This is a genomic window from Hyphomonas atlantica corrig., from assembly GCF_017795365.1.
Lineage (GTDB): Bacteria > Pseudomonadota > Alphaproteobacteria > Caulobacterales > Hyphomonadaceae > Hyphomonas > Hyphomonas atlantica.
The window spans coordinates 1880294-1898668 of record NZ_CP051254.1 but is presented as its reverse complement, the minus strand read 5'-3'; the positions used below and the strand labels follow the sequence as shown (position 1 = coordinate 1898668).

Here is an 18375-nt window from a genome sequence, read left to right as displayed (position 1 = left end):
TGGCGAAATGGACGTGCATGAGAGACGAGCACGCCGCATGAAATCATGCTCACTCAGGCTCACCATCAAACTTTGGTATATCTTTTGCCTTGCCCTCGCGCGACGCCCGTGAAAACAATTGCCGATCAGTCACGGAAGGAAGCAGCCCACATGAAGGCGTACGTCATTGGAGACTACATCAACACCAAACAACTGGCGCCGGTAGACCGTCCCGATCCGACGCCCGGCCCCGGTGAAGTCCTCATGAAAGTGCGTGCAACCGGTCCAAATGCGCGTGACTTTCAGATCTGGACAACCGGCACCGCCATGGGACCCCCGCCCAGCGAGCGCGTTGTGTGCGCAGACAATGCCGGCGAAGTTCTGGCCGTCGGTGAAGGCGTCACCAATGTAAAGCCTGGCGACCGCATCTCGACGATCCATTACAATCAATGGATCGATGGCCCGTGGGACTTTGAAATGCGGCACATTGATCATGGGCAAACGATTGATGGGTTCATGCAGGAGAAGGCCATTGTATCGGCCGAGGCTGTGGTCAAGCTGCCCGAGAATATCTCCTTTGAAGACGCATCCACCCTGCCCAGCGCAGGACTGACGGCATGGAACGCCGTGGTTGCCACCGGCCAGGTCAAGGCGGGCGAAACCGTTGTCACGATCGGCACGGGCGGGGTTTCCGTTTTCGCCATGCAATGGGCAAAGATGCTGGGTGCACGCGTCATCGTTACCTCGTCCAGCGACGAAAAACTGGCAAAGATGAAAGAGCTGGGCGCGAACGATGTCATCAATTACCGGACGCATCCGGAATGGTCCAAACAGGTGATGGAATTAACGGGTGGCCGCGGCGCTGAAGCTGTCATCAACAATGTCGGCACATCTGAAATGGATCAGTGCCTGGAATCCTGCGCATCGTGCGGCCGGGTGATGTTTCTTGGGCACAGCCCGGTTTCCTCTGACCGTGAAGCCCGCGCGATGCCCCCGCTCCTGCGCCTTCCTTTGCTCATCATCAAGAACATCGATATTCGCGGCGTGATTGTTGGTAGCCGGAAAATGTACGAAGATCTGATCAACGCAGTCTCAAAGCACAACATCAAACCGATCATCGACCGCGTCTATGATTTCGACCAGGCCAACGAAGCCGTCGCCTATATGGCCAGCACCGACAAGATCGGAAAAGTCGTCATTCGCGTGAACTGATCCCTTGCAAATCATCAAGCGCACCGAGCCGATCCCACATCGCCGGTGTGTTAGGATTTCGAACTAGAAAGGGTGGTCCTCCGGGCCCGCCCTTTTTCTTTTGTCTCTGACAATGTGCAGGGATCAGGCCAGCGTTTTTTTCAGGGCGGTGGCCCAGCCGCGGCGAAGGCGGGCGGACGCGGTCTTTTCCATTTGGGGCTCGAACCGCGTGCCCGGAACGGTGCGGCTGGCCCAGTCATCGGCGGATAGCCAGCCCAGCTGCATCCCGGCCAGAGCTGCCGCACCAAGCGCTGTCATCTCGCGATAGTCCGGCCGCAGAATAGGCCGCTCGCAAATATCGGCTATGAATTGCATCAGCCAGTCATTTGCAACCATACCGCCATCGACGCGCAGCTCCTTGATCGCGACACCGTCTGCCTCGAATGCGTCGAGCAGATCCCGCGTCTGATACGCAACGGATTCAAGGCCAGCGCGGACCAGATGCTCCGCAGTCGTGGCCCGCGTAATGCCCGTGATCGTGCCGCGGGCATCCGCTTCCCAATGCGGCGCACCAAGTCCGGTAAAAGCCGGGACGATGTAGACACCGCCATTGCCTGGCAGGCTGGCCGCTATTTCCGCGCTTTCCGCCGCATCTTCGATCAGGCGCAAATCATCGCGCAGCCATTGGACGATTGTACCGGCATTGAAGATCGACCCTTCCAGCGCCATCGCGCCCCGGCCCGGCGCTTCATAGCCAATTGTGCCCAGCAGGCGGTTGACCGATTGCGGTCGATCCAGCCCGCAATTGGCCACCAGGAACGCCCCGGTGCCATATGTAATCTTGGCTGTTCCCACATCCAGGCAAGCCTGACCAACAAGCGCAGATTGCTGGTCACCCGCCGCTGACAGGATCGGCAATGCCTTTCCGAGCAAGGCCGCAGCACTCGTTCCAAAATCATCCGCGTTCTGTCTTATCTCTGGAAGCAGGGGTTTCGGCACACCCAGAAGGCTGCACATGGATTCGCTCCAGCCAGCATCCCCGCCCAGGCCAAGGCGGTAGAGCAAGGTCCGAGACGCATTGGTCACGTCCGTAACGTGGGATGCACCGCCGGTCAGCTTCCAGATCAGGAAGCTCTCGATTGTGCCGAAGGCCAACTCTCCCGCCTCGGCGCGCGCGCGGGCACCATCCACATTATCCAGTATCCAGCCAATCTTCGTGCCGGAAAAATAGGGATCGATCAGCAGGCCCGTCTCTTCGTGCACAGCGGCTTCATGACCCTGTTTGCGCAGGCGGTCACAGGTTTCTGCCGTGCGACGATCCTGCCAGATGATGGCCGGGGCGACGGGCGTTCCTGTCGCACGATCCCAGACGAGCGTCGTCTCGCGCTGATTGGTGATGCCGATGCCGGCAATACGCTCTGCGCCGCCCGCCTCCGCAATCGCAGAGCGGCACACGCCGAGCGTCTTCTCCCAGATCTCCTCGCCGTCCTGCTCAACCCAACCATCATTCGGATAAGTCAGCGGCACCTCTTCCTGCGCCAGCGCGACTTCATTCAGGTCGCGGTCGAACACGATTGCCCGCGTGGATGTGGTGCCCTCATCAATGACGAGAATATAGTCGCCCATGTCGCCTGCCCTCTGGTGTTTGAGACAGGATGGACCGGTGCGCGCCTGCCGGTCAACGCGCGTTGCGCTGTGCCCCGCGATCCCCAAACCACCAAAGTGTTGCCGCGGTTGCCGCGAATGTAGCCGTCTCGACGATCTTCGCCTGCTCTGTCTCAGGCGATGCGAGAAAGACCAGCCAGGTGATCAGCCATAACAGCAGGGTCAGAATGGGCCGGGTCAGCGCACGTACGGCATTCACCCAAGCGTAGCTTTCCCCAATCGCCGCCTCCGCCTGTATCGACGCCGCCAGCCCCTGCCAGCGACCCGAGGTTTCGGCCAGCCGCTCTGCTGCTTCGCTCTCTTCCCGGAGCGCCTGCAACTCCATTCCAGCAAGGTGGGACTCATGTTGCCAGCGGGACCGCTCATGCGCCTGCGACTGGCGCTGTTCGAAATATCCGGCGGCGCGGCCGATCATCGTACCGAGCAGGCCGAACACGCCGCCCCCTGCCGCGCTCGCGGCCAGACCGATCAGCTCCGCCATTTTGCCCGGCTCCTCTTATAGTACCAGCGCGCGGGCTGTTCACGCCGATCCAGATGCAGGAAGTTTCGCCCGAGACCGATACCGGTGAAACCGAGTTCCTCCGCCGCAGAGAGGAGCGCGAACCGGTCGTGGCCGATCAGGGAAATGTCGACCGCCATTTCCAGATGTCGGGATTGCGGCGCGCCGCCAATCTCTGCGTTCCATCCTTCGCATCGATGACCGGAATTGATGAACAAGGGGCCCCCGACCCGAGCGCGCAATGTCTCCAGCGAATCCAGAAATTTTGAATCATGCCAGTACTCGCCTTCACAGAACTGGCCGGCGCATTTGCACGCGAGCTCTCTGGGAGAAAAATGCGGCCAGCGCCAGCCATGCGCATCGAAGAGGGAAACAGACGGGATCAACATGTCCCGAGGCTGACACGGGCCAGTCCCTGCCGGATTGGAAACGGCGCAGAACATACAACGCCCCTGAAATCACGCGGATTTCAGGGGCGCCTTCAATGTTCAGTTCGGGGAGAAGACGAACCTACTCCGCAGCCACCGGAGCCACGCCGAACGCCTGACGCTTGGCAAGAGCGGCACGGGCCTCGTCATACTCCCGGGCCAGCTTGTCGACGAATTCTGACGTCGGCATCCGCTTGTCGATGGCACCAATGCCCTGGCCACACCCCCAGATGTCTTTCCAGGCCTTGGCTTCCTGATTGCCGCCGGACCCGAAATTCATCGCGCTCGGATCACTCTCAGGCAGATTGTTGGGGTCAAGCCCGGCCTTTGAAATGGATGGTGCGAGGTAATTGCCATGCACGCCGGTGAACAAGTTCGAATAGACAATGTCGCCCGCTTTGGAATCGACAATCATGTCCTTGTATCCATCAACAGCGTTCGCTTCGTCGCACGAGATGAAGGCCGAGCCGATATAGGCGAGATCCGCGCCGAGCGCCTGCGCCGCTGCGATGGACCCGCCATTGGCGATGGAGCCCGACAGCGCAAGTGGTCCGTCAAAGAATTGGCGGATCTCCTGAATCAGCGCGAAAGGCGACAGGGTGCCCGCATGGCCACCTGCCCCGGAGCAGACGGCGATCAGACCATCTGCGCCCTTCTCCAGCGCCTTGTGCGCGAAGACAACATTGATGATGTCGTGCAGCACGATACCACCATAGGAGTGGATGGCATCATTCACTTCCTGACGCGCGCCCAATGATGTGATCACCACTGGCACCTTGTACTTCACGCACATTTCCACGTCATGATCGAGGCGGTTGTTCGTCTTGTGGACAATCTGGTTCACCGCAAAGGGCGCCGCCGGGCGATCCGGGTTCTTTTCATTGTATTCGGCCAGTTCTGTCGTGATCTTGTCGAGCCACTCGTCAAGCACGTGTTCCGGCCGGGCGTTCAGCGCCGGGAAACTGCCGACCACGCCCGCCTTGCACTGGGCGATCACGAGGTCCGGATTTGAGATGATAAACAGTGGCGACCCGATGACCGGGATGCGCAGGTTCTGGAGAATGGGGGGCAGTGCCATGAGAAATTACCTCACCTGATAACGACGTCGTTTACGTAAACGGAAACTATCGCTTGATCCATGTTGGGCAAGGCGTGACGTTGCGGAGACCTCTTGCCCTCAACTGCTGTTCAGGCCAGAGTACCGGGCATCCACAACAGTGCCAAAGAATTTTGTCCGAGGGAGAAAAACGGAATGCGAAACTTCAGCCTGACTTTTGGTAGCGCTATCATACTGGCAGCAGCGGCTGCCTGTTCCGGCGAACCGACAGACCAGAGCGCCGACACAGAGGTCGCCACACCACCCGCCGAAGTCTCAGAAACAGCTGACACCGAACCATCGGAGTCGAAATATCTTGTCCAACCGCTTGTCTCCGGAATCTTCACCGCAGACCCGTCGGTGCACGTTTGGGACGATGGCCGCATCTATGTCTACCCAAGCCACGACTATGACGCCGGCATCCCTGAAGATGATCTCGGCAGCCAGTATGCGATGCGCGATTATATCGTCCTCTCGATGGATGAAGTCGGCGGCGACGTGACCATCCACGATGTTGCGCTGGATGTGGACGATGTCGCCTGGGCCGCGCAGCAGATGTGGGCCCCGGATGCCGCGCACAAGGATGGCAAATACTATCTCTATTTCCCGGCCAAGGATGCGGACGGCGTCTTCTATATCGGCGCCGCCATCTCTGACAGTCCGACGGGCCCGTTCACCGCTGAGCCGGAACCGATCGAAGGTTCGTTCTCGATGGACCCGAGCGTCTTCGAAGATACGGATGGCGAATACTACATGTATTTCGGCGGCATCTGGGGCGGCCAGCTGCAACGCTGGGCGACAGGCGAATACAATGCTGATCCCGGCCTCAACACCGATCTCGTCAATGATGATCCCCTGACCAATGATGACGAAGCCGGCCAGCCGGACGATGTCGCCCTGATGCCGAAAATCGCCCGCATGGGTGACGACATGGTGTCCTTTGCAGAAGCCCCGAAAGACGTGATGATCCTTGATGAGAATGGCGATCCGATCAAAGCGAAGGACCATGCACGTCGCTTCTTCGAGGCGGCCTGGGTCAACAAGATTGGCGACAAATACTACCTCTCCTATTCAACAGGCGATACGCATCTGATCGTCTATGCGACAGGCGACAGTCCCTATGGCCCGTTTACCTATCAGGGTGTCGTCAATCAGCCAGTTGAAGGTTGGACCAATCACCACTCAATCTTCGAGCATGACGGCAAATATTATCTGGCCTATCACGACGTTCAGCTGAGCGGGAAAAGCCATTTGCGCAATGTGAAGATTGCCGAACTGACGATCAACGAAGACGGCACGATCGAGCCCATCGATCCGATGCCGGGCGAATAATCACGCCCGCCTGTCCGACGAAAAAAGAAGCCGGTACGGAATTCCCGTACCGGCTTTTCAGTTTGCGCGACTAATAGCTCTCACGCATTGGAGAGAACTTCCGACTGGCCGGGGATCCCTCATCCCCCGACCAGCCGGTCCTGCATCATGGCCAACCAGCTTTGCTGGCGATGAAGCATGGATACGATGTCCTCTGAATCCCCGTCTTCAATGAGACGGTCCATCCAGAAGCCCAGAATGCGGGTGTGCGTTTCCATCCAGTCCCTCAAGGCTTCATGCCGGCCCCCTGCCGCTGCAAGCGGCTCTGAAACAGGCTGAAACGGCAAGAGCTTGGCGGACATGACTCACTCCCTATATGCGAACAATTCTCATTCTCACGGAGTCGAAGAAGAGAGTCAAGCGACCAAGTGTCCTTGACCTATCGTTAGCAGTTCACAAGCGCCCCCGGTTCGGACTAAATCCCCGGCATGGCAGATGATCTCCTTCCCCTGAGCAGCGGGTTTCCCGACGCCACCGAAGCCGAATGGCTCGCCAGCGTCGACAAGGTCCTGAAGGGCCGCGGCATTGATTCGATTACACGCAAGACCGTGGACGGGCTGGAGATCCACCCGCTCTATCGGGAGAGTGATTTCCCCGCAGCCACCGACCCGCTGGGCACACCAGGCGTGGCCCCGTATCTCCGCGGGCCCACCGCTGCGCCGGACCGGTTTGCGCCGTGGGATATTCGTCAGGCATTCGCGCATCCATCACCGGTCACAACGAATGAAGAAATCCTGCGTGATCTCGAGCGTGGGGTCATGTCCGTCGAACTGAAGCTCGATTGCACAGGCGCAAACGGCGTGCAGATCACCACGCTGGAAGATTTCCGCACAGCGCTGAATGGCCTGCGCGCGGACATCGCCCCTATCGCACTTGACCATGGCGCAGGCTCTGGTGTCACCGCGGCCACGCTGCTCGGTCTGTGGGGACAGGAGCAAGATACTCCCGCCAGTCAGAAATTCGATTTCAACATGGACCCGCTCGGGTGCCTTGCCCGCACGGGCAAGCTGTCGGGTGGATTGAACGGCGCCTTTGCGCGCCTCTCGGCAGCGGCCAACAGCCTTGGCGACGCCTATCCGGAAGCCGGCCTGATCCGCATTGATGCCCGCATGGTGCATGAAGCTGGCGGCTCCGACGCGCAGGAGCTGGCCACCCTGATCGCCAGCGCCGTGGACACGCTGCGCCGGCTGGACAATCGCGCGGATATTTCTGCGCTTGTCCCACGCATGAGCTTCGCAATCGCGCTCGACAGCAATTACGGTCTCGGTGTCGCAAAACTACGCGCAGCCCGTCGTCTCTGGGCGCGTATTCTTGACGCCATGGAGCTGCAACCTGTTCCCATGCGTTTGCAGGCTGTCTCGTCTGGTCGCATTTTGTCGCGTTATGACGCCTGGACGAACATGCTGCGCACGACGGCGGCGGCGTTTGCGGGTGCAGTGGGCGGCGCAGACATTCTCACCATCCGCCCCTTCAATGAGGCGCTCGGCATTCCCGAAGGCCTCGGGCGGCGCATCGCGCGGAACACGCAATTGATCGCGATGGAGGAAAGCCAGCTTGGCCGCGTGGCCGACCCAACCGGAGGCGCATGGTTTACCGAAACCTTTGCGGACGATCTGGCCGAAGCAGCCTGGAAGGAATTCCAGACCCTCGAAGCCGAAGGCGGCTATGCCGACTCCCTGATCGCGGGCAGCTTCCAGAAACGGATCGCCGAGAAGCGCGAGGCGCGCGCCAAGGACATCGCCAAACGCAAGGTTCCGATCACGGGCGTCAGTGAGTTCCCGCTGCTGGACGAGATCGCCGCGCCGGTCGCGGACGCGCCCTCCGTCACGCCAAAGGACGGCATCTCGAACGAAGGCTTCGCGCGTTTCGTGACGGCTGACCTGCCCGCAGACGAGGCCGATGCCACCGCCGAAGCCCTGCCGCGCATTCGTCTTGCGGAAGACTATGAAGCCCTGCGCGATGCGGCGAGTGCTGCGCCCAAGCGCCCAAGCATCTTCCTGGCGACGCTCGGCCCGCTTGCCGAACACAATGCCCGCGCAGACTTTGCCCGAAACCTCTTCGCCGCTGGCGGCCTTGAGGCGACGCAGCCCCCTGTGCCGCCGCAATCCCCATCCGAAGCCGCCGCCGCGTTCAAGGCCTCCAGCAGCAAGATCGCCTGCATCTGCGGTGCCGATGCGCGCTACAAAGACGAAGCCGTCGAAACCGCCAAGGCGCTGAAAGCCGCTGGCGCACTGCATGTCTGGCTCGCTGGCAAGTTCGAAGGCGACAGCATCGATTCCAACATCTTCATGGGCTGCGATGTGCTACACACGCTGAAACTCGCCCACGCAAATTTGGGAGTGGCCCAATGACCAATTTCCCCGACTTCACGAAACTCGATCTCGGCACGCCAGATGCAAAGGCCAAGTCGCCAGACCTTGGCGAGGCTTGGGAGACGCCGGAAGGTGTCGCCGTCAAATCCACCTATACCGCCGACGACCGCAAGGGGCTCGACTTCCTGGACGATTATCCAGGCCTTGCCCCCTTCGGACGCGGGCCTTACCCGACCATGTATACGAACCAGCCCTGGACGGTTCGTCAGTATGCTGGCTTCTCCACGGCGGAAGACTCCAACGCCTTCTATCGCCGCAACCTGGCCGCCGGTCAGAAAGGCCTCTCGGTCGCCTTCGACCTGGCCACACACCGCGGTTATGATTCCGACCATGTCCGCGTGTCCGGGGATGTCGGCATGGCGGGCGTCGCCATCGACTCCATCTATGACATGCGCACGCTCTTCTCCGGCATCCCTCTGGACAAGATGTCGGTGTCCATGACCATGAACGGCGCGGTTCTGCCCATCCTCGCACTCTACATCGTCGCAGCCGAGGAACAGGGTGTCGGCCCGGAAAAGCTCGCGGGAACCATTCAGAACGACATTCTGAAAGAGTTCATGGTGCGGAACACCTATATCTATCCGCCCAAGCCATCGATGCGGATCATTTCGGATATCTTTGCCTACACCTCGCAGAACATGCCGAAATTCAACTCGATCTCGATTTCCGGCTATCACATGCAGGAAGCGGGCGCCTCGGCGGATCTGGAACTGGCCTACACCCTCGCCGACGGCATTGAGTACATCCGCGCCGGTGTCGCTGCCGGCCTCGATGTCGATGCCTTTGCGCCGCGCCTGTCCTTCTTCTGGGCCATCGGCATGAACACCTTCATGGAAGTCGCCAAGATGCGCGCCGCGCGCCTGCTCTGGGCAAAGCTCGTGAAGGAAGAGTTCAACCCGAAGAACCCGAAATCCCTCAGCCTGCGGACACACTCGCAAACCTCCGGCTGGTCCCTGACCGCGCAGGACGTCTACAACAATGTCATCCGCACCTGCCTTGAGGCCATAGCAGCCACGGGCGGCCAGACCCAGTCGCTGCACACGAACAGCTTCGATGAGGCCCTCGCCCTGCCGACCGACTTCTCCGCCCGGATCAGCCGCAACACGCAGCTCTTCCTGCAACAGGAAGGCGGCGCCTGCCAGACGATCGACATGTGGGGCGGCTCCTACTATGTCGAACGCCTGACGCATGACCTTGCCGAAAAGGCCCTCGCCCACATCGCCGAAGTCGAAAAGATGGGCGGCATGGCCAAGGCCATTGAGGAAGGCCTGCCGAAGCTACGAATTGAGGAAGCCGCGGCCAATACGCAGGCCCGCATCGACAGCGGCACGCAGACCGTGGTCGGCGTGAACAAATTCCTTCTGGACGAGGAAGAAGACGTCCCTGTGCTGAAGGTAGACAATGCCGCCGTGCGCCGTATGCAGCTGGACAAGCTGGCTCGCCTGAAATCCGAACGCGACGAGGCAGAGGTCACCGCCAAGCTGGACGCAATCGCCAGGGCCGCCGCCGGCACCGAGGGCAATTTGCTCGCGCTAGCCGTGGACGCCGCCCGCGCGAAGGCCACGGTGGGCGAGATTTCCGAAGCTGTCGAGCGCAGCCAGGGCCGCCACCAGGCTGTCATCCGCTCCATCAAGGGCGTCTATGGCGGCGGCGTGAAGGGCGACGACAAGGCCGAGGCCGCCGCAACGCTTGCTTCAGATTTCGAGAAGAAACATGGCCGCAAACCGAAGGTCTACATTGCCAAGATGGGTCAGGACGGACACGACCGTGGACAGAAGGTTGTCGCCTCCGCTCTGATGGACCTCGGCTGGGATGTCGAGATCGGCCCGCTGTTCCAAACACCGGAAGAGGCCGCCGCCGACGCTCGAAAGGCCGGGGTCGACATTGTCGCCGCCTCCTCGCTCGCGGCGGGCCACCTCACGCTGGTGCCGGAACTGAAACGCGCGCTCGGCAATGAAGGCGCGGCGCACACGCAGATCATTGTCGGCGGCGTGATTCCGCCACAGGATTTCGACGCGCTCTACGCCGCCGGCGCTTCCGCCATCTTCCCGCCGGGCACCGTCATCGCCGACAGCGCCATCCGCATGCTGGAAGTTCTGGACGAAGACGACGGCTCCAAGACAGCGGCGGAGTGAGTGGCGCCTCTTGAAAGCCGGGTAGGCCCACCCCAATTATTATTGATAAACAATAATAATGGAGCAAGACATGATCGTTTCGACCACCCCGACCCTGCAGGGCCATGACATCACTGAGTACAAAGGCCTCGTGACCGGCGAAGCCATTATCGGCGCGCATATCTTCAAGGATCTGTTCGCCGGCATTCGCGATGTTGTGGGCGGCCGCTCCGAAGCCTATGAGAAGACGATCCGCGAAGCCCGCGAGGTTGCCACGCGCGAAATGTGCGAGGAAGCCGCCCGGCGCGGCGGGAATGCCGTGGTCGGCGTGGACATCGACTATGAAGTCGTTGGCCAGGGCGGCTCCATGATGATGGTGTCGGTTTCCGGTACGGCGGTGACGATCAAGGCCGGCAGCTAATCCTTTGACTTGTGGGCCAGTGCTGCGGCATTGGCCTCCCAGTTCTGCACATCGAACTTGTTCACGGTCACGTCCAGTGTCTGCCACTCATCAAGGCACCGCCACGTCACGGCGAATCCATCCTGGTTTGAGCGCGGCACGTAGAAACTCTTGATGCCGCATGTCTTGCAGAAACGGTGTTTCGCGCCGCCCGTGTTGAACGTGTATTCGGCAAGGTTCTCCGCCCCCTGAAGAAGACGAAAGCGACTGGCTGGCACGATGACATGAATATTTCCGCTCATCGCGCAGATCGAGCAGTTGCAATCCTCGACCTCGAAGGCCGCCGGCAAATCCACCTCGAACCGCACCGCGCCGCAATGGCACCCGCCCGCCTGCGTGTTTAGTCCGGGCAGGGTCACTCTTCTTTGCTCATATGGCCTACATAGGCGTCGAGAATGGCCATGAACTTATCCACATCCTCGGTATCGAAATTGGCCTCATGCTTCAGGTCGAGGGAATAGTCGACCCCCACCGCAAAGGACTGCTGGTCCGGGCGCGGCAGGATGAAGGCGCGGCCAAACGGGTAACTGTCGTTGAAATGGTTGGTTTTTTCATGCGTGGCGAGGTCTGGCACCCCTGCCATTTCAAACGTCGCAAAGATCATCGCGCTCGCGCAGGTCTTCGTTTCGTCGCAATCCATCATGCGCACCGAATACTTGAAGTTACCCTTTGTTGCATCGAGGAGAGCAACATCATCGCGTACCCACGTAAGCTCCACGTCTTCGCCGCCGGCGCGGGTCAATATGGTTGAGGCATTCTCCGGAGAAATTGGCCAAGCCAGCGCAGGCAGAGCCATCATCACGGCAAGTGCCGCGCAAATTCCGCTTCTGATCATGTTGCGTCGTCTTCCTTGTTTCATCCCATCCAGACTGGCGGGCACCGGTCAATCCAGGGCTTTGCCCGTTCCAGCTGGCCAGCCAGCGAGAACAGCAATTCCTCGCTACCACACCGCCCGCCAAACATCATACCGATCGGCAGGCCCTGCGGTGCAGTTTCTGTCGGATCTGTCCAATGAAGTGGCACAGACATGGCGGGCGCGCCAATCTGATTGAACAATGGGCACAGCGGCGCAAAGCTGCCAACCGCCTCGCTCATCTGGTCTGGCGGCGCCGTCAATGCCAGCACGCCCAACTCATCCGGCGCACGGAAGGTCGTCGGGGTCATGATCAAATCGATGCCCTGATCCTCCAGGAATTGTTCGAACTGTATGGCGGTCAGATTGAACAGATTGTTCGCCCGTGCCAACTCCACCATCGGCACAGTCCGTCCAAGCCCCGCCATCGCGAACGTGATCGGTTCCAACTCATCCTCGCGCACGTCCCGGCCAAGCATGGCGGCCCGCGCATCAATCGCCGCGGCGACATTGGCCGAGATGGTGAACAGCGCCGCCTTGCCAAGCGCCTCACCGTCCAGGGATGGGGCGGCTTCGACCACTTCATGGCCCAGCTCTTCCAGCAGGCGAGCTGTGGCCTCGGCACCCTCTTTCGCCTCGGCGCTCATTTCCGTGCCGTTCGGTGCGGTCCGCCAGAGCGCAATCTTCAGCTTCTTCGGATCGCGCGAGACCGCGTTGAGATAGGTGCCCTCCGGCGCCGGCGCGACATAACGACTGCCAGTCTCCCGGCCATGCGAGGCGTCGAGCAGGGCGGCATTGTCGCGCACGGTCTGGCTGACGGCATGGACCGTCGACATGCCGTTCCAATTTTCTGTCTGAAGCGGTCCCATCGGGGTGCGCCCGCGTGAAGGCTTCATGCCGAACAGGCCCGTGCAGGACGCCGGAATGCGGATTGATCCGCCGCCATCGCTGGCCTGCGCCAAGGGCACAACTCCTGCCGCAACCGCCGCCGAGGCGCCGCCGGACGATCCGCCAGACGTCCGCGTTACATCCCACGGGTTGCGCGTTTGGCCGTAGAGCGTGGATTCCGTCGTCGTGGTCAGTCCGAATTCAGGGCTGGTCGTCTGCCCGAACATGACCAGGCCCGCCTTGCGATAACGCTCTGTCAGGACCGAATCCCGCTCGGCAACATGCCCCTTCCAGCTGACGGACCCATTGGTGAGCGGAGCGCCCTTCAGGGCAACACCCAAATCCTTTGTCAGGAACGGGACGCCTGCAAAGGGGCCATCCTTGGGCACATCTGCCAGCTGCGTCTCTGCCATGTCCGGATAGAGCGCGGAAAAGCAATTCAGCTGCTCCTGCGCGGCATGGGCGCGGGACACCGCCTCGTCCAGCAACTCTTTTGACGATACTTCCCCAGTTCGGACCAGCTCCGCCAGTCCCATCGCGTCAAACGCCGCATATTCCTTCATTCCGCCCTCCTGTTTTGAAGGCAGTTTGGAACGTGAAGGCAGAGAAGGAAACCCCTAGTCCTGTGGTGGTGGCGGAGGATCACGCCGATCACGGCTGCGCCGGTCCGGCCCGCGCGCCAGCAAGTCCGCCATGGCGGCGCGCTGATCTGATGGCAGAGCCTCCAGACGCCCGATCATGGCTTCATGTGTTGCGGCGTGCACGTCCTGCTCACTGGACCGCAGAGCGGCAAACGCTTTGCGAACCTGCTCTGCGTTGAAGGGTTCTGTCTTGAGGGCCTTTGCCAGTTCCTCTCGCGCTGCGTTGCGCACTTCGCGTTCAGGCCGCGATTCCCGATACGATTCACGCATCAAGCCGAACATGGCCCGGCGGGTGTCCGATGAAATGTCGCGCTCGACACTCGGGCGATCCCTGCCCCGGTCACGATCCGGCATCTGGCGCACGAGCATCCCGGCAATCAATCCAAGCAAAAGCAGGTTGAACAAGAGAGAGACCGTCAACCAGAAGGAAATGCGGCGCGGTTTCGGCGCGGACGTATCGCTCATTGCATCACCTCTTCTTCAAGTTCCAGCGTGTACGTGTCAAACCCGAGCGCCGCATAGACAGCGGCTTCGGCTTGTTCGTCCTGCGTCGTGACTGGCTGCGCAACGCTCATCCCGGCGAACAGGCCAACCGTGAGGGAGGCCAGAGCCCCTGCCGGAATCCAGACCGGCAGCTTCCAGCGAGATGACCGAGCCGACCGGGGTTTCGGTGCAGATGCAATCAGTGTTTCGCGCAAGGCAGGCGATGGCGAGACATGAGGAATGTCTGAAAACAGACCATCCAGAGCCTGCGCCTCAGACAGCGCTGTCGCAAACCGGGCGGGGTTGTCTGCCATGCGCGCTTTCGCGGCGGCTCGCTCGGCCTCCGGGAACATGTCCGGATCTGCCCCGTAGGCTTCGATCAGGGCCAGAACCCGCGCGTCTGTGATCATCTGTCCGCTCATGATGCGGCCCTCTCCAACAGGCTGGCTCTCAATGTGCGACGTGCACGGGCCAGCAAACTTTCCAGCGCCTCCACGCTGACATCCATGATGTCTGCCGCTTCGGCTTGTGAGTGTCCCTGCAACGCGCACAGCGTCAAGGCAGCGGCCTGGCGTTCCGGCAAGTGGGAGATTGCATCCTCCACGGCGCGGACGCGCTGGGACTGGTCCAGCAATTCTGCTGGTGTCATGGCCGGATCGGTGCGTTCCGGCAGGTGTTCCATCGTTACTTCCCGGCGCTTGCGCAGCCGATCATAACAGAGATTGAGCGCCACCCGGTGCAGCCAGGTGGAGAATTTCGCCCGTGGCTCCCAGGTCGGAAGCGCTTTCCAGGCGCGGAGGAAGGTTTCCTGCGTCACGTCTTCCGCCTCCGCGGCATCCCCCAGCATCCGGGTTGCCAAAGCGAGGACGCCGCTGCTGTAGCGGTCGACAAGGCTGGAGACAGCAGCGGGATCGCCCGCTGCCGCTCGTGTAATCCGGTCGAGGTCTGAACTGAAAGCCAAGACAGGTTTCTTAACCGAAGACGGGCCGGAAGAGGTTGGTCATCTCGTGAGTCACGCGAACACATCACACGCTTCCGGCCCATTCAGCAAGTCCTACCCTATTCCGGGCGTGGGCCGTCGCCCCGCTTGTGCCACTTGCCGTGACGCTTGCCCTTCATCTTGGACTTCATGTCCTCTATTTCTTCGGCGGTGATCACGCCATCGCCATCCGCATCAAGCTTGTCGAAACCGGGATGTCCGCGGTCATCGAGTTCGTCGATGCTGATCGTGCCATTGCCGTCTGCATCCAGCTTAGCGAACATCTCAGCCTTGCGCTCGGCGCGACGTGCTGCGCGTTCAGCTTCACGTTCCGCCTTTTTGGCTTCGTGATGCGCATCGAGTTCGGCCTGCGTCACGGCGCCATCGCCATTTGCGTCGATTTCAGCGAAACGCGCCGTGCGGTGCGCTTCCATTTCTGCTTTGCTGATGTTGCCATCACCATTGGTGTCGATCTGCTTGATCATTTCTTCCATGCCACCGCGAGGGCCATGTGGGCGGTCTCCACGCGGACCATCACCCGGCTGGGCCAAGGCCACAAGCGGCAGGGTCAGCGCAGCAATGGCGGCAATCGAAGCAGTTGCGAGAGTAGTGCGTTTCATTTGAAAAAACTCCGTTCGTTTTACTCACCCATCGCGTATTGAACGGACCGGCCCACCTAATCCGTCGCGGGCAGATGAAGTTTTTCTGCGCAAAGCGCATGAACCCTTGATTTCAATGAAGATATTTCTGCTTCCAGCGCTGCAAAACTGTCGACGCCCACTGAACGACACAGGCGATCCTTGAGGCCTTCCGGCATCACGCCAGCCTGCACATCGCTGCCCAGCGCAAGGCGATGCACCTGTTGGAGCGATTGCAGGAAGGTCACGCCCTCGATCAGCATGGATCGTTCAGCGTCCGGCAGGGTAGAATGCGCAATCGCCTCGCGCGTGTTGGCGCGGATCGCCTCCGGCTTGCCACTCAACAACATGTCCTGCTGCACGACAAACTCGGCGTCCACCAATCCGCCTTCGGCTGTTTTCAGATCCCACAATCCCTTGCCGGGTTTTTCGCGGTAGAGCCGCTGGCGCATATCGCTGACGTCTCTTGCGATGGTGCCGTCATCCTTTGCGGCCCGCGAGACAATCGCCTCGCATGCAATCGTCATGATCTGATGACTGAGCGCCTCATTCCCCGCAACGGGGCGCAGCCGTGTCAGGGCCATATGCTCCCACGTCCATGCGTCCTTATTCTGGTACCGCTCAAAGGCAGGCACACTCACCGCCACCGGGCCTGCCCCGCCAGAAGGGCGCAGCCGCATGTCCACTTCGTAGAGATCGCCCTCCGCCGTCGGCGCAGTCAGCGCGGTGATCAGGCGCTGGGTAAACCGTGTATACCAGGTCTGGGCTTCCATCGGGTCGGCGTCGTAGATCACGATCAGGTCGAGGTCCGATCCGGCGGTCAACTCCCGTCCGCCCAGCTTGCCCATTGCGAACACCGCCCAGCTGCCCGGCCTTGGCCCATACCGATTGGCCGTTTCCCGCTCCGCCGCAGCGGCCATTTCCCGAATGGTGTCATCGGCCAGGTCAGACCAATGCGTTCCGGCGTCCCGTGCCTGAATCAACCCGTGCAACAGACGGTGTCCGATCAGGAAATTCTGTTCACGGTGATACCGCCGCCACGAATCCAGTGCGCCATCAAAACTGACATGCTCATCAATCACCGGGCGGGACGGCTCCTGATTGCTGACCAGTGCCTCCAGCAGGTCTGGCCGGCGCGACAGGATCTGTGCCAGGCGCGGAGCCAGTGCCAGGGTGGAGACAAGATCGTCCAGCAATGTCTGCTCTGCCAGCAGCATGGACAACGTCTGCACACCCGATGACAAGCCCTCGAAAAATCGGGAGAACCAGCGAAACGCCTCGTCCGCCTCCCCCGTCTTGCCCATGGCCGCCAGCATACCCGGCAGCAAGGCCGTCAGCAATTCCCGCCCACGCGCTGTGCGGGTGGCGGGGACGCGGCCTCGGTGCCAATTGCGGATCGTGTCGATCGCGGCGCTCGGATTGCTGAAGCCAAGTGACGCTAGGGTTTCGATTGTGCCCGGATCATCATCCACACCCGTGAAGACAAGATTGCCGAGCGAATGATCCTCCAGCGCGCGATCCTCATGCGCGAACAGGCGATCATAATGCGCCTGCACACAGCGGCGCGTGGCTTGAAGATCGCGGTCGAAGGCGGCGAGATCGTCGTAGCCGCTCATCAACGCCACATCGCGCCGGTCGTCTTCTCCGGCGGGCACAATATGGGTTTGCTCGTCGCGGCGCATCTGGACCCGGTGCTCCAGATTGCGCAGGGCCAGATAGGCCGTATTCAGCTCATCCGCCGTGTCCGGCTCGACAACACCCGCCTTCGTCAGGGCTGCCAGCGCGCCGAGCGTGGAATTGTCCCGCAATTCAGGCTGGCGTCCGCCAAGGATCAGCTGCTGTGTCTGCGCGAAAAATTCGATCTCTCGAATGCCGCCCGGCCCCAGCTTCACGTCCGGTGACACGGTTTCGAAATCGGCCCGCCCCACCTTGCTGTTGATCATGCGCTTGATGGCCTGAATGTCGCCAATCGCCCAATAGTCCAGATTGCGCCGCCAGACGAAAGGCGACAGGATCTTCAGGAAACGCGCTGCGCTCTCCCGATCGCCCGCCGTGGGCCGCCCCTTGATCCAGACCATGCGCTCCCAATTCTGCCCGACACTCTCATAGTAGAGGTCCGCCATCCGTGTAGAGACAGCCAATGGTGTGGAGGATGGATCTGGGCGCAGGCGCAGATCGGTCCGGAACACATACCCGTCTCCGGTCAGTTCCTGCATGATGCGGACAATATCGCGCGCGATACGCTGCGCGGTCTCCCCGGCTTCATAGTCCCCGGCCATGAACACGCCGGGTTCGTAGAAGACACAGATGTCGATATCGCTGGAATAGTTCAGCTCATACGCGCCCATCTTGCCAAGCGCGACAGCAAAGATACCCGCCCCGCCCACACCGCGGCGCGCCAGTGTCACGCGCAGGGCCGCCTCAAGACAGGCCTCGGCAAACTCGCTCAGCGCCCGCGTTACACTCATCACGGGCAGTATGCCGGACAGGTCTTCTGCCGCCAGCGACAGGTGCAATTGCGCCTTTGCCTTGCGCATCACGGTCATGGCCTCGGCCTCCGGCAAGTCCGCCGGAATATCTCTCACCGCTTGCAGCGCATCGCGCCAATGGCCGCGTGTGCCCGTCTCGTGCAGGCGGCGCAGATAAGGCGCAGATGGCAAGACCCGCTCCAGCGCAGCTTCTGGCGTGTCGGCGATGGGCGAAATCGTCAGCATACAG

Annotated in this window: 18 protein-coding genes; 5 read left to right on the top strand and 13 right to left on the bottom strand. The window is 61.1% G+C overall.

From position 1 onward, the window contains the following. The first annotated feature begins 150 nt into the window (after nucleotides 1–150). A complete protein-coding gene (locus HF931_RS09395) occupies nucleotides 151–1191 on the top strand; it encodes a zinc-dependent alcohol dehydrogenase family protein (RefSeq protein WP_051602547.1) in 1041 nt (346 codons plus the stop codon). 123 nt (nucleotides 1192–1314) lie between these two features. Here HF931_RS09395 and glpK read toward each other — a convergent pair whose 3' ends face one another. The 4 genes from glpK to HF931_RS09375 all read right to left on the bottom strand — a co-directional run bounded on the left by glpK (nucleotide 1315) and on the right by HF931_RS09375 (nucleotide 4840). Next, complete coding sequence (gene glpK / locus HF931_RS09390; RefSeq protein ID WP_035549853.1) at nucleotides 1315–2796, bottom strand: glycerol kinase GlpK; 1482 nt, start codon at nucleotides 2794–2796, stop codon at nucleotides 1315–1317. A gap of 52 nt (nucleotides 2797–2848) precedes the next feature. Beyond that, nucleotides 2849–3316 carry a hypothetical protein gene (locus tag HF931_RS09385; RefSeq protein ID WP_035549856.1) on the bottom strand — a complete coding sequence of 156 codons (468 nt, stop codon included), beginning with the start codon at nucleotides 3314–3316 and terminating at the stop codon, nucleotides 2849–2851. Further along, complete coding sequence (locus HF931_RS09380) at nucleotides 3304–3777, bottom strand: D-Ala-D-Ala carboxypeptidase family metallohydrolase (RefSeq protein WP_241764155.1); 474 nt, start codon at nucleotides 3775–3777, stop codon at nucleotides 3304–3306. Before HF931_RS09380 ends, HF931_RS09385 begins: the two co-directional genes overlap by 13 nt. A 67-nt stretch (nucleotides 3778–3844) precedes the next feature. Continuing rightward, nucleotides 3845–4840: an NAD(P)H-dependent flavin oxidoreductase gene (locus tag HF931_RS09375; protein WP_035549859.1), complete on the bottom strand. Its 996-nt coding sequence runs from the start codon at nucleotides 4838–4840 to the stop codon at nucleotides 3845–3847. A gap of 174 nt (nucleotides 4841–5014) precedes the next feature. On the opposite strand from HF931_RS09375, the gene HF931_RS09370 reads away from it, so the two are divergent. Beyond that, nucleotides 5015–6190 carry a glycoside hydrolase family 43 protein gene (locus HF931_RS09370; RefSeq protein ID WP_035549861.1) on the top strand — a complete coding sequence of 392 codons (1176 nt, stop codon included), beginning with the start codon at nucleotides 5015–5017 and terminating at the stop codon, nucleotides 6188–6190. Nucleotides 6191–6309: 119 nt separating this feature from the next. Here the strand turns inward: HF931_RS09370 and HF931_RS09365 are convergent, their stop codons facing one another. After that, nucleotides 6310–6531, bottom strand: coding sequence for a hypothetical protein (locus tag HF931_RS09365; protein WP_035549864.1), 222 nt, complete (start codon nucleotides 6529–6531; stop codon nucleotides 6310–6312). Nucleotides 6532–6657: 126 nt separating this feature from the next. Here HF931_RS09365 and HF931_RS09360 point away from each other — a divergent pair, with 126 nt between their 5' ends. The 3 genes from HF931_RS09360 (at nucleotide 6658) to HF931_RS09350 (ending at nucleotide 11136) form a co-directional block, all read left to right on the top strand. Continuing rightward, on the top strand, nucleotides 6658–8580 hold the full coding sequence (locus tag HF931_RS09360) for a methylmalonyl-CoA mutase family protein (protein ID WP_035549867.1): 1923 nt from the start codon (nucleotides 6658–6660) through the stop codon (nucleotides 8578–8580). Continuing rightward, a complete protein-coding gene (gene scpA, locus HF931_RS09355) occupies nucleotides 8577–10736 on the top strand; it encodes a methylmalonyl-CoA mutase (RefSeq protein WP_035549870.1) in 2160 nt (719 codons plus the stop codon). The genes HF931_RS09360 and scpA overlap by 4 nt, the downstream gene beginning before the upstream one ends. 70 nt (nucleotides 10737–10806) lie before the next feature. Then, nucleotides 10807–11136 (top strand): heavy metal-binding domain-containing protein, encoded by a 330-nt coding sequence (locus tag HF931_RS09350; RefSeq protein WP_035550020.1) that lies wholly within the window; start codon nucleotides 10807–10809, stop codon nucleotides 11134–11136. Here the strand turns inward: HF931_RS09350 and HF931_RS09345 are convergent. The 8 genes from HF931_RS09345 to HF931_RS09310 form a co-directional block, all read right to left on the bottom strand. Next, entirely contained in the window at nucleotides 11133–11528 is a 396-nt protein-coding gene (locus HF931_RS09345; protein ID WP_420537737.1) for a GFA family protein, read from the bottom strand. The two genes, HF931_RS09350 and HF931_RS09345, sit on opposite strands and share 4 nt — an antisense overlap. 2 nt (nucleotides 11529–11530) lie before the next feature. Continuing rightward, nucleotides 11531–12010 (bottom strand): YbjN domain-containing protein, encoded by a 480-nt coding sequence (locus HF931_RS09340; protein ID WP_035549873.1) that lies wholly within the window; start codon nucleotides 12008–12010, stop codon nucleotides 11531–11533. Between the two features lie 20 nt (nucleotides 12011–12030). After that, a complete protein-coding gene (locus tag HF931_RS09335; RefSeq protein WP_035549876.1) occupies nucleotides 12031–13479 on the bottom strand; it encodes an amidase in 1449 nt (482 codons plus the stop codon). 54 nt (nucleotides 13480–13533) lie between these two features. Further along, complete coding sequence (locus tag HF931_RS09330) at nucleotides 13534–14022, bottom strand: periplasmic heavy metal sensor (RefSeq protein WP_035549879.1); 489 nt, start codon at nucleotides 14020–14022, stop codon at nucleotides 13534–13536. Further along, the gene (locus tag HF931_RS09325; RefSeq protein WP_051602548.1) at nucleotides 14019–14462 is read right to left on the bottom strand and encodes a hypothetical protein; all 444 of its coding nucleotides are present in this window, start codon (nucleotides 14460–14462) and stop codon (nucleotides 14019–14021) included. Before HF931_RS09325 ends, HF931_RS09330 begins: the two co-directional genes overlap by 4 nt. Then, a complete protein-coding gene (locus HF931_RS09320; RefSeq protein WP_035549882.1) occupies nucleotides 14459–15001 on the bottom strand; it encodes an RNA polymerase sigma factor in 543 nt (180 codons plus the stop codon). Before HF931_RS09320 ends, HF931_RS09325 begins: the two co-directional genes overlap by 4 nt. A 98-nt stretch (nucleotides 15002–15099) precedes the next feature. Next, nucleotides 15100–15639 carry an EF-hand domain-containing protein gene (locus HF931_RS09315; protein ID WP_035549883.1) on the bottom strand — a complete coding sequence of 180 codons (540 nt, stop codon included), beginning with the start codon at nucleotides 15637–15639 and terminating at the stop codon, nucleotides 15100–15102. A 56-nt stretch (nucleotides 15640–15695) separates the two neighbouring features. After that, complete coding sequence (locus HF931_RS09310) at nucleotides 15696–18371, bottom strand: bifunctional [glutamine synthetase] adenylyltransferase/[glutamine synthetase]-adenylyl-L-tyrosine phosphorylase (protein ID WP_051602549.1); 2676 nt, start codon at nucleotides 18369–18371, stop codon at nucleotides 15696–15698. Nucleotides 18372–18375 lie beyond the last annotated feature (4 nt).